General features: G+C 45.0%; 10 protein-coding genes and 1 tRNA gene. 4 read left to right on the top strand and 7 right to left on the bottom strand.

The features are described from left to right. Positions 1-217: 217 nt before the first annotated feature. The 4 genes from DTQ70_RS00240 to DTQ70_RS00225 all read left to right on the top strand — a co-directional run bounded on the left by DTQ70_RS00240 (position 218) and on the right by DTQ70_RS00225 (position 4,752). Positions 218-3,079, top strand: a complete 2,862-nt coding sequence (locus DTQ70_RS00240; protein ID WP_122928941.1) for a gliding motility-associated C-terminal domain-containing protein — start codon at positions 218-220, stop codon at positions 3,077-3,079. A 105-nt stretch (positions 3,080-3,184) separates the two neighbouring features. Beyond that, the gene (locus tag DTQ70_RS00235) at positions 3,185-3,574 is read left to right on the top strand and encodes a thiol-disulfide oxidoreductase DCC family protein (protein WP_122928940.1); all 390 of its coding nucleotides are present in this window, start codon (positions 3,185-3,187) and stop codon (positions 3,572-3,574) included. 95 nt (positions 3,575-3,669) lie between these two features. Then, the gene (gene fabD, locus DTQ70_RS00230) at positions 3,670-4,545 is read left to right on the top strand and encodes an ACP S-malonyltransferase (RefSeq protein ID WP_122928939.1); all 876 of its coding nucleotides are present in this window, start codon (positions 3,670-3,672) and stop codon (positions 4,543-4,545) included. A 136-nt stretch (positions 4,546-4,681) separates the two neighbouring features. Then, a tRNA-Gln gene (locus tag DTQ70_RS00225) sits at positions 4,682-4,752 on the top strand. Between the two features lie 124 nt (positions 4,753-4,876). On the opposite strand, the gene DTQ70_RS00220 is transcribed toward DTQ70_RS00225, so the two are convergent. The 7 genes from DTQ70_RS00220 to DTQ70_RS00190 all read right to left on the bottom strand — a co-directional run bounded on the left by DTQ70_RS00220 (position 4,877) and on the right by DTQ70_RS00190 (position 12,169). Next, positions 4,877-6,079 (bottom strand): DUF3570 domain-containing protein, encoded by a 1,203-nt coding sequence (locus DTQ70_RS00220; protein WP_122928938.1) that lies wholly within the window; start codon positions 6,077-6,079, stop codon positions 4,877-4,879. A gap of 38 nt (positions 6,080-6,117) precedes the next feature. Then, positions 6,118-6,339 (bottom strand): DUF4266 domain-containing protein, encoded by a 222-nt coding sequence (locus tag DTQ70_RS00215; protein ID WP_122928937.1) that lies wholly within the window; start codon positions 6,337-6,339, stop codon positions 6,118-6,120. 20 nt (positions 6,340-6,359) lie between these two features. Next, entirely contained in the window at positions 6,360-7,253 is an 894-nt protein-coding gene (locus tag DTQ70_RS00210) for an FAD:protein FMN transferase (protein ID WP_122928936.1), read from the bottom strand. A 46-nt stretch (positions 7,254-7,299) separates the two neighbouring features. Next, positions 7,300-7,743 (bottom strand): thioredoxin family protein, encoded by a 444-nt coding sequence (locus tag DTQ70_RS00205; RefSeq protein WP_122928935.1) that lies wholly within the window; start codon positions 7,741-7,743, stop codon positions 7,300-7,302. 24 nt (positions 7,744-7,767) lie between these two features. Further along, on the bottom strand, positions 7,768-8,280 hold the full coding sequence (locus tag DTQ70_RS00200) for a Rieske 2Fe-2S domain-containing protein (protein ID WP_229600040.1): 513 nt from the start codon (positions 8,278-8,280) through the stop codon (positions 7,768-7,770). 211 nt (positions 8,281-8,491) lie between these two features. Further along, the gene (locus tag DTQ70_RS00195; RefSeq protein ID WP_122928933.1) at positions 8,492-11,029 is read right to left on the bottom strand and encodes an outer membrane beta-barrel family protein; all 2,538 of its coding nucleotides are present in this window, start codon (positions 11,027-11,029) and stop codon (positions 8,492-8,494) included. A gap of 225 nt (positions 11,030-11,254) precedes the next feature. After that, the gene (locus tag DTQ70_RS00190) at positions 11,255-12,169 is read right to left on the bottom strand and encodes a DUF2279 domain-containing protein (RefSeq protein ID WP_122928932.1); all 915 of its coding nucleotides are present in this window, start codon (positions 12,167-12,169) and stop codon (positions 11,255-11,257) included.

Genomic DNA, 12,169 nt, shown 5'->3' with positions numbered 1-12,169 from the left:
TGCTAATTAGCAATAGTCATTTAAAGCACAAATTTGTAACTGAGTGTGCCATTTTTTTGTTTTAGTATCAAGCACAAAAAATACATCTCTAAAAAAGAAAGCGGTGGAAAAAGCAATAAATTTTACACCATTTTCCTGAAATATTCGTTTTAAAAATACTATTTGCAGACCACTAGCTGCAATCGACACTGTACCCAATCATACCCCATAGTTACCCATGAGGAATTTGACACTACGTATTCTACTTCTTTGGTTGTGCATTTGTAGTGCATACTATTCTTATGCCACGCACGTTCGCGCGGGTGAGATTACGGCAAGTCGCATCTCCGACCGAGATCTTACTTATAGGCTGACGCTCACAACCTACCATGATGAAATTGGGGGGCGCATGGCCAGCGAAGGCCAAAACGACGTGACGTTTTGTATTCGTCCTTTCAACGGAGGGGCAGGAACCACATTGCTGGTTGAACGGACTGGACGAGCGCCCATCAACATAGCAACTACGATAAACACTTTCAGTAAGCCGTTTACGTTTTCTTCCCCTGGGGTATATGTCATTTCGGTAGGTATCGAAAACCGTAACGATGGCGTAGTTAATATGTCTAACTCAGTCAATACGCCGTTTTATGTCGAAACTGTATTGGTTATCAATGCTTCTTTAGGGTTAAATCGCACGCCCGTCATGCTCAATCCTCCTTTGGATTCAGCACGTACTGGCCAAAAATTCTGCCATAACCCCGCGGCTTTTGATGCCGATGGCGATAGCCTTTCTTATCGTCTTTCTATTCCAAAACAAGGAACGCCTGGAACCTGTATCAACCGCAACGTAAATGGGTATCGTGATCCTGCTCTTGGCGTAGATCCTGATGCAAAAAACGAATTACAAAATGCCCCTGCTACGTTCACCATCGACCCCATTACGGGAGATTTGTGCTGGGATGCGCCTGCTAGGACAGGTATTTACAACGTTGCTTTTATTATTGAAGAATGGCGCGACGGCGTCAAGATTGGGGAGGTAGTCCGAGATATGCAAATTGTAGTAGCCGATGGACCCAACCGACGGCCACTGCTCGACCCCATTGCGAATGTGTGTGTGGAGGCAGGGCAAATCGCCTCCCAAACAGCCCGCGCTACCGACCCCGACAACAATCGCCTGATATTTTCGGCATACGGAGGGGTCTTTAACTTAGATCCCGAAGGCAAGCCCATTAGTCCTCCGCTAATTGCGACCGACTATGCCACATTTACCCCATCAGTGAGCCAACAGCAAGCCTCTCCTGCCGTAGGAACGTTTCGTTGGCTGACCAACTGCAACCACGTTCGCGAGGCCCCTTACGATGTCGTTATCAAGGTCGAAGATTTACCTGGACGTAATCAGATTCAATTGGCTTCGCTCGAATCGTTTTCCATTCGGGTTGTTGCGCCCAAACCTTCTGGCCTTACAGCCACCCCATCCACGGGCACAGCCGCAGGCTTTACGCTTACTTGGACTTCCTATCGCTGCCAGCTTCCTGGAGCTCAAATGGTCATTTATCGGAAAGAAGGATGTTCGGGTGGAACGTTCAGTGGATGTACCAACCCAGGTGACCCACTTGCTTTGGGCTATACCGAGGTAGGCCGAGTTCCTGTCAATGCTACTACTTTTACTGATGACAACAACGGTCTTGGTTTGAGAAGAGGCGGTGTTCAGTACAGCTACCGTATTCGTGTAGCATACGCCCTTCCACAGGGCGGATTTAGCCCACTTTCAGATGAAACTTGCTTAGACCTTCCTGCACAAACACCTGTACTCACCAATGTAACCGTGGATACTACCAGTACAAACCGAGGTGTTATTACGGTAAAATGGACTCGTCCGCCGTTTAGAGCAAGTGATGTTCCTGGCCCTTACCAATATCGCTTGTCGAGAGCAACAGGCTTGAATGGCACCGACTTCACACTTATTGCCACCATCAATACCAACTTAGACGCTACAGTTGATACCATTTACGTAGATCGTAATCTCAATACAGTTCAAAACGGGTATCGCTACCGTTTGGAGTTTTTCCATACCCTCAATGGTACGCTCACGAGCCTCGGAGTTACGGAGGCCGCCAGCAGCGTTCGTTTATCCGTTGCTCCTGCTAACCAAGGCTTAAGTCTCAACTGGCAAGCAGTCGTGCCTTGGCGCAACGAAAATCAACGACACCGCGTGTACCGAGAAGTTAGAAATCGCCCAGGGACGTTCAATCTTATCGCGGAAGTATCTGTTCAAAGTGCCAGCACTTTCACTTACACCGACGATGGCACCGACCGTTTCTTGGCCGATGGCGACCAAAGCATCAAGCTCTCGACCGACTCTACCTATTGTTATCGCGTCGAAACGGTAGGCACTTACGATAGTCCTCGGATTAGAGTAGGGCCGCTGTATAATTTCTCCCAAATTGTGTGTGCCGCTCCCGCCGACAGCACCAAACCTTGCCCACCCGTTTTGACCATTGATGCCCTCAATTGTGATAACCCTACAGGGCTTGAATGTGCCTCTTCGGTAGTCAATAATACCCTCAACTGGACTTACCCTGTCAGAGATTCCAACAACCAAGAATGTGCGGCTGCGGTTAGCTATAATGTTTATTTTACCCGTTATCCAGAAGATCCTTTTACTAAAATAGGACAAACTACTGCCCCAACAACCACCTTCAGACACACAGGGCTAGACTCCTACGCGGGTTGTTATTACGTGACGGCAGTCAGTCGTTTTGGTACTGAAAGTGCCAAAAGTAATACCGTTTGTAACGACAACTGTACATCACTAAAATTACCCAACGTGTTTACACCTAATGGAGACGGTAAAAACGACCTGTTTACCCCGCTTTCTTGCACGGCCTTTATCGAAACCATCACATTTGTGGTATATAATCGTTGGGGAACGAAGATATTTGAAAGTAACAATCCAAATATCAATTGGGATGGCAAAACGTCGGATGGCCAAGACTTGCCTTCAGGAACCTATTACTACCAAGTAACAGTTACTTTCAAAACCTTACAAAAAACCAGCGAACCCCTCACTTTAAAAGGATGGATTCAGCTGATTAAATAAGATTATGACAAAGCCTATGAAGTTGTAGAAAACTAAAGCTTCATAGGCTTCAACCAAAACCTTCAATTCGACACTCGTCATTCACCCATTCGACACTTTTTTCTAATGGATATTATTTTCTTTGATGGAGTATGTAATTTTTGCAATGCCAGTGTGAATTTTGTCATTGATCATGATTCGGCACGTCGTTATCGTTTCGCATCGCTTCAATCCGAATTAGGACAAAAAACGCTTCAAGAAAATGGATACTCAACGGTTGAATTGAGCACCATCCTTCTGCTCCGCAACGGAAAACTCTACCAGAAGTCAACAGCGGCCTTAGAAATTGCCCGTTATCTCAAAGGCTGGTCATGGTTGTATGGCTTTATTTTCCTTCCCCGCTTTATTCGAGACGCAGTCTATGGGCTTGTTGCCCGTAACCGCTACCGAATTTTTGGAAAATCAGAAAGTTGCCGCATTCCTACTCCCGAAGAACGCTCCTTGTTTATTGTTTGATAGTTTGGGGCAAGCCTTGTATGTTTGCACTCGCATTGCCCCATTCAACGATCAAACTAAACTCCCTCTTGGGGGCGGAGGGCTTCTAAAAATCAATGAAAGCATACGTATTTCCTGGCCAAGGTTCGCAGTTTAGCGGCATGGGCAAAGACCTCTACGAAAACAATGCTCAAGCGCGCGCGCTCTTCGATAAAGCCAACGAAATTTTAGGATTTGAGATAACCAAGGTCATGTTTGAAGGAACCGACGAAGAACTCAAACAAACCAACGTTACTCAACCTGCGATTTTTCTGCACTCCGTTATTTTAGCTTCGACTGTCGCCGATTTTGCGCCCGAGATGGTAGCAGGTCACTCGCTTGGTGAATTTTCTGCTCTGGTAGCAGCAGGTGCGTTGTTGTTCGACGACGCCCTTCGGTTGGTCGCTCAGCGTGCGGCTGCCATGCAACGCGCCTGTGAGCTAACGCCATCGACCATGGCAGCCGTACTTGGACTTGACGACGAAAAAATCGAACAAATTTGCGCTTCGGTAGAAGGTGAAGTCGTGGTAGCGGCCAACTTCAACTGCCCAGGCCAAGTAGTTATCTCAGGTTCACACGAAGGGGTTCGTTTGGCTGGTGAAAAGCTCAAAGAAGCAGGTGCAAAACGCGTATTACCACTTCCTGTAGGTGGCGCATTCCACTCACCACTGATGGAGCCTGCCCGCGAAGAATTGGCGGCGGCCATTGAAAACACGCAATTCACCGAACCACGTTGCCCTATTTACCAAAACGTAAACGCCCAAGCTGCTACCGACGTTGCAACAATCAAAGCCAACCTCATTTCACAGCTCACGGCTCCAGTACGCTGGACGCAGTCGGTGAAAAACATGGTAGCAGATGGCGCAACCGAGTTTGTGGAATGTGGACCAGGTAAAGTTCTTCAAGGATTGGTTAAAAAAATCGCTCCAGAAGCAGCAACAGCGGCGGTTTAGTCAAAAAAAATATTCGCACAAAATCGCTGAATATCAAGCAAAAGGCATTTTTTGAAAAATTTATTCTCATTTTTTTTCCAAAAAACGCTTGACACGTAACCAAGAAAGCCGTACTTTTGCACCACCAAAACGGAATTGGTGGATGGTGTAATGGTAACACAGAAGATTTTGGTTCTTTTATTCAGGGTTCGAGTCCTTGTCCGCCAACCGAAGCCTCTCAAGCAATTGAGAGGCTTTTTTGTTTATTAACCTCCTCAAGCTGGGGCACAAAACAAAAAACCCCGACAAAAAAGCATCGGGGCTACTAAGGTATAAAAACGGAAACCTACTTTTACTTCAACTTCATTGCCAGCGTAATGCTGTTGCCGACCATTCCTGTACTACGCATATAATGCCCATAACGCACCTCAATGGTATTCCAGTGTTTTATTCCAAACATACCCCCTGGAGGCGCAAACCGAAGTCCCATGCCTACGAAATGACTGGTAAAACCCGAAATATCATAGTCGCTGGTATAATATGTATCGGTAGCTTGGTGCTGGGCGTACGGTTTGAAGTAACGCACGGCGGTTTGGTTACTAAACCGATAAAACGGACTAACCGAGAAAAATGGACTGACTTTATACGAAGCTTCTACGTTGACAGTATGGGCCGTCATTCCCCAATCATCGTTGTAGAACCGATAAAACCCACGCAAAATAAGGCGGTCGCCTGCAAAGTAACTGATACGTGCTCCCACGGGGAGTTTAAAACGGCTTCCAGGTAGTTTTTCTACCGTATGTGAACCATTCGTAAAATATACTCGGTGATATGGCGTACTGAGCAGCCCCTGCTGAAAAGAAGGCTCTACTGTAAACAATACTTGCAAACGTTTATTGACGACCTGCGAAAGCGACAGCGCTAAATTGTACGAATTTCGAGGTTTATAAGCCACGGGGTCACGATCTCCTTCGGCGGCCGAACCGTAACCCGATGGGCGTAGTTCAGAGGGAAGAATCGCCGTCCAAGTATCAAAAAACGCCCCTGCTTTTAGGCTGAACTCACGGTTATTGTCTTTCGATGACTTAGAAAAACTAAGGTTTATCCCGTGCGATTGATAGTCGTATTCGGTCGAATATGAATAACTAATACCCCTTGTAGTATGCGTGGCATCGTCTTTCATGCTCCACGAAAGCGACGGATAGACGTGCGTATCGCTGCGCGAGGCCGAAGAAACTGTCAACGGGTCGATATTATCGGAGGAAGCGGAAGTATAATGGTCGATGTTGAAATCGGCCACGATGCTGTGTTGACGGCTTTTTCGGTCAATAAACGACAATTTCAAATCAATCGAATTGGCAAAATCGCCTAATTTTTCGGTACCTATCCCACCCGTCACGGCAGAGTTATTGCCATCTTGTCCGTAATAGCTACTTACCAAGTTTACTTCGTCAATTTTGAGTTTACGCTTTTCGTAGGTGTCTTTTTCGGATTGAGCATACCCTCCCCGAAGCAGCCCCGCAAGCAGCCCTACACTGATGATGATTTTTTTCATTAAAATTTACGATGAAAGATACATAGGTAGAAAATACGCTAATTACATCCGCAGCCACCGCCGCTTTTGCCACCATTGGCTCCTGAAGCACCCTCCCGATAGAGGTAGAAACTTTGCTCAAACTTTTCAGACTTCCGGGCCGACAACTCCATTTCGGAGTCATTGATACGGCTCTTTTGGTATTCTTTCACCGTCACGCAAGAGGTCATACTTCCCACAACCGCAGCGAAGAAGAACCCGTTTTTTAGTTGGTTTTTCATTGGAATTTATCAGTCTATGATTAACTGATGTTGATATTTTTTGAGGTAAACACACGATTTGTATCATCAATAATGATGCAGGCCATTCCTTGCATTTGGTTAATTAAATCTAACCCAACTCGGACGCCCATCACAGTTACGGGCGTGGCCATAGCATCTGCAATTTCGGCGTTGGGGCAAATAATCGTCACACTTTTAATCCCTGATACGGGCAAGCCCGTTTTGGGGTCAATTGTATGCGAATATTTCTTCCCACCAATCATTACATATTTCTCGTAATTTCCCGAAGTGGCGACTGAAATGTTGCTGATGTTGAAGTACGAAAAAGGTTGCTCTTTGGCATCGGGATGAGCGATTCCAATCGTCCAAGGTTCGCCGTTGGGCTGAGCCCCCCAAGTGGTTAAGTCCCCCGACGCATTCACGATTCCGTTTTCAACGCCTCGTTGTATCATCAGCCTTTTGGCCATTTCGGCGGCGTAGCCTTTGCCTATACCGCCAAAACCTATACGCATTCCTTTCTCTCTCAAAAAGACGCTACCTTCTGCTTCGTCCAAAATCACATTGCGGTAATTGATAAGGCGCACCATTTGGCGGGCGGTTTTGGGGTCGGGTAAGGCCGTCATTTGGGTATCAAAATTCCACAAACTCTTATCAATCGACCCGTACGTAATATCAAAAGCTCCTTGGGTAACCTCCGAGATTCGCAGCGAACGCTTTACTAATTCAAACACCTCTCGATTTACTTTTACGGGCGAAATTCCTGCGTTGGCATTGATTAGATTGGTCTGGCTCTTATCGTTGAAGGTAGTAAAAAGCGCTTCAATCCGTTGAATTTCAGCTACTGCTTCATCAATCCGCGCTTGCGCCCAAGTTTCATCTTCTGATACAGCGCTGATTTCGAAACGATTGCCCATCAATCGGCATACGCGTTTGTGCAAGGTTTTCAAAAAAGGGCGGCGTTTATTGTTTGCTGTTAATCAAGCCATCAATATCATTGATGAGCGACTGGGTACTCATTGATGCTGGGTATCCCTCCCATTCTTTGACCACTTTCCCATTACCGTCAAGCAATACAGTCAGCGGGAATTTACCTTGTTGATTGTATTTCTCGGCCAACGATTCATTGTGAGAGGTTTGTTTTGCGTCAAGCTGATTCTTTTTTTGACGGGGAAAATCAGCTCTTACCAACACCAAATGTTGAGACGCATATTGTTCAAAATCAGCGGATTCAAAAATATCTTTCTTTAACTTAATACAAGGCCCGCACCAATCTGACCCACAGAAGTTTAGTAAAATATACCTATGGTTTTGATTGGCTTCATTTTGCGCCTTAGAAAAATCATTGCCCCATTGCGGAGCGGCCAGCCACAATGTGCTGATGAGAAGTGACGTGATAAATTTCATGGTTAATAGAGGAAGAAAGTTTGACTAACTATAAACAACAAGGGTTGTACCATCGGTAGCGGTTTTGTAAACTGTAAGACCCTTACTACCAAAACTGTTTAAGCCCTTACCCGTAAGGTCAAAACGCGCGCCGTGGTCGGTGCAATAGTACTCTGTTTTGTTAAAAATGATTTTCTTTTTGGGTTCATGCGTACAAGTTTGGGTCGCCGCAACATACACTCCTGCGCTCGACTGCGCCACCACAATCCCACTCTTAACAAGATACCCACCTACTGTTTTCAGCGCGGCGTTGGCCGTAGCAGTAAGGTCGATGGTAAGAAGCCGATTGGTAATGGTGCTGAGGTCAGTCGTTGAACCTGTTGCACTTCCAGTGCCCGTACCTGTTCCAGTGCTGGTCCCAGTACTCGAATTGGGGTTAACCGACAGGGCTTCTACGTAGGTATCCTCCTCCCGAATACAAGAGGTCATTAATGCCATCAGTGCAGCCCCCTTAAAACCCATTGACTTTAAAAATTGATAGCGCGAATAGCGTTCCATGTGTTGAACTATTGGTTGGTCATTTACTCAACATTACGTATGCTTTCTTTTAAGTGTTGCTCGGCATTTACAAATAATTTTCAATTTAGAAGTTTTCAAAATAGTTGAAAATCATTTTTGTACCAAAATGATACAAAGACAAACGGCGAGCAGTTGCTCGCCGTTTGTCTTATTCACTCTATCTATCTACTTTTCTTTGAAAGTAAGGGGCTTAGTTGTTATCGCCACCTTCTTTTACGTCGTCGTTTCTTACGCCTTTGGTTTTCTTAGGGGCAACAAAGCTCATTTTACCAATCTTGTAGCTGAATGTCAGCTTGACGTTTTGGTTATAAATATTGTTGATCATCGTTTGATTCAAAATCGGAGTCACCGAAGTTGATTTCATTCTCATACCACCTAAGAAGTTGTCTGTTGCCAAACCAAGGCTTCCCTTTTTATTGTTAAACTCTTTACGAACACCCAGCGAGTACATGTAAAAACTTCCTTGTACCCCTTGAAGCGTCACTTGGTTTCCTCTCATACCACCATTTGCTTGTATAGCCCAGCCTTTGTTGAGCGAAAGGCTTGACATGATACGCCCGCCAATCACGACACCCGAGTTATTGGTATTGATTGAAGTTCCATCCAGGCCTTGAATTTTACCTTCCAAGTAGTTATAATACACATCCACACCACCGTTCAACGTCCATTTTGGGGTAAGATATACGTTGGCAAAAATGTTGGCACCTACTACTTGTTGCTTCCCAATGTTTTCAAAGGTTGTAATAATTGCCCCAGCGAGGGTATCAGAAGGCGAACTCAAACGCATAATGCTATTGTTAGTCGAGCGACTAAACACTGCAACGTTAAGGTACGTTTTCTTGATACTTGTGCTCAAAGCCAACTCAAAGTTATCTGTCAATTCAGGCTTTAAATTCGGATTTCCGATGCTGATGTTGAAAGGGTTAGCGGCATTAAAATTGGGGTTCAACTGCTGCAAACCTGGGCGCTGAATACGGCGGTTATAGGCTGCTTTTACCGTTGTTTTTCCTTTAATATTCTTTGAAATATTGATGCTTGGCACTAAGCTACCGTAGCTAGGAATGTTGATTTTGCCAATTTGGTCTTGGGCATCAATCGTTGTGTATTCATAGCGCGACCCTACTTTAAAGGTATATTTGTTGGCAGTAGAGTAAGTGTAAGACATGTAACCTGCCACGATGTTTTGGTTGTAGTTCAGCAACCCTTTTGGATTACGTGCATCGGATGCAAACTCACCCGTTGCCCCTGCCACTTGGTAACTAAAATCGCTATTTACTTGACGCATGATGGTTTTGGCACCGATTTCAAACATCTGGTTTGCTTTGATTGGCGTTTGGTAGTCAGTCTGAATCGTCGCCTCTTGGTTGACGTTCGAGTTCAAGTTCTTCTGACGACTCAACAAAGTGCTACTTTCGCTCAACAAGTCAGCGTTGAAGTTATTGGTAAGATTACTACGGCTGTATTGTGTCGAAATCGACCACTCTTTCCCTGGGGTTTTGAACGTACGAATATAATCAAGGTTCATATCCACGTTATTTGAAAGGTCGCGAGTAGTTACATCACGGAGTGTCGTAGAAGTTAATGCGTTATTGGTAAACAAGTTGCTTGTCATGTCTTGGCTACGAATCATATTACGAGTACCAAAGCTCACGCCCGCCGTCAATGACTGATTTTTTCCCAAATCATAATCAAATCCGAGGTTGTAACGTCCAAACAAGCCATTGTCATACGCGTCGGTCGATTGTTTAGTCAACAACGACATGCCGTTTTGAATCGTCGTTTGGTCTAGCGTTGTAGCGGCTTTGTTGTAAAACATCCGTCCAAAACCACCGAGCGTGATTCCCAATTTTCCTTGGCGGTAGTTACCGTTTAAACTAAGGTTCGAACCACGCACCCCTACCCCAGCATCGAGGTTTAGGGTAAGTCCTTGGAGGGTTGATTTTTTGGTAATGATATTGATGATACCTGCAGAACCTTCGGCATCGTATTTAGCTGAAGGAGAAGTGATTACCTCCACCGATTTAATCAAGTCAGCAGGAATCATTTTCAAGGCATCCGCAATGCTACTCGCTACGATTGTTGATGGTTTGTTGTTAATCAATACTCGAATATTAGAGCTTCCGCGAAGCGAAACGTTTCCATCCAAATCGACGCTCAACATCGGTACTTTTTTAAGAATATCAGCAGCATCGCCCCCACGAGAGGTAAGGTCTTTTTCGGCGTTATACACCATGCGATCCACTTTTTCTTCAATCATTGACTTTTCACCCGTCACGACCACTTCAGCAAGGGTACGCACATCGGGACTAAGTTTAATTACCGCCAAATCAAGCTCTTGTCCTTTTGCTAATTTGATATTGTCAATGGTTTTGTCTTTAAAACCAATGAACGAAATCATCAATTTATAGTCACCAGCAGCGATGCTTTTTAAGGTAAACTTCCCTTTTTCATCGGCCATAGTACCATCTACGGGCTTGCCTGTGGCTTTACTGAAGAGCGCAATGTTCGCAAACTCCACCGCTTGCGTAGCAGCAGAATCAATCACAAAACCTGTAATACGTGAATTACCTTTGGGAGCTGTACTTTCAAGATTGAGGCTAGGTTGCTGCGTATTGGTATTACGGTTGCGGCCATTGCCATCACCTCCACCTTGCATACCACCTGGAAATTGAGCGTGGGCGGCTGTCATGCCCAATGCTACTATGACGAGAGTGAGAATATTTTTCATCTGCTTTGTTCGTTTTGATGACACAAAACAAATAGGTAAGCAGTTCACAAAAAAATACAATAGACTGAGGGTAGTCAAACGACGATAAGTGGCGGTTTTTGGCCGATTAGAGGCATTTTCCAGCCTTTATTCGTCCTTCAGACACATTAGTAGAATACAATTCCGATTCTATCGGCAAAAAACGGCAATTAATAGAGTAAAATGGGGTGTTTCGTGGAAAGTACCTTAATAATAAATACCATAAGCTCGGAGACCACCCTTCGTATTGATTTCAAGTGCAGGAAAAGGAAGTTTGACCATAAACATGCTTTGGAAGACTTGATTCAGAAATCGGTTCTTCGTCTTGATTTTCGTCCAATCAATATCAAGTGAAAACAGAAACTGACGATAGCGCTGCGTGGGCGGAATCACAACATTACCCCAACGCTTGATATTTTCAAATTCCCCAAACATGCCATTGGCTCCGTACCCTACTGCTACATTAAGCCAATCAGGAATACGTTCTGACCGAATAATACGATTCAGTCCGATGCTGAACCAATAGGTATGGGCATTGTAGTCTTGTAAGATTTGTCCTGCAAACGTCGTTCCTAAGTATCCATTGGCCTGTTTGGAATAAGGAGATCGTCGAAAAGAGAATTTGTACTTCATGATTTGCTCGTCGAAAAGTAATTCCTGACCAATCACCAGCGAACTACCTACGGCATTAGCAGCCATATCGCTCCAAGAAAAACCCCAGCCTTCATAAAATCCATCTATAATCTCAATGGGTGATTGTAGAAAAAAGCCTAATGTACCGCCAAACAATAATGCCTTCTTTTTGGAAGCACCCGTCCACCGCAATGCTTTATACCCGATATAACTTTCTAAATAAGCTCCGTAGGCATGACCAAATTTATCTACTTGCAAATACCCCGCAGCATCGTTATAAAACCCAAAAGGTACTCGTGGAGTGTCTTTGTACCAAATGAAATTCAGATAAGCCATTGTGCCCGCGTACAAAGCCGCCTCTGTTGCTACCACGGTGGCAAAGCGGCCTTTATGGAAGGTGGGCATCTCTTTTTCATGCGTTGAGTCCGTCTGGGAAAAGCCAAGCCCGTTGATGGCTACCACTAAAAATAGGAACAACCGTGATTTCAT

It is taken from the genome of Runella sp. SP2 (assembly GCF_003711225.1).
GTDB lineage: Bacteria > Bacteroidota > Bacteroidia > Cytophagales > Spirosomataceae > Runella.
Note: the sequence above shows the minus strand (reverse complement) of the source record. Positions and strands in the feature narration are given on the sequence as shown.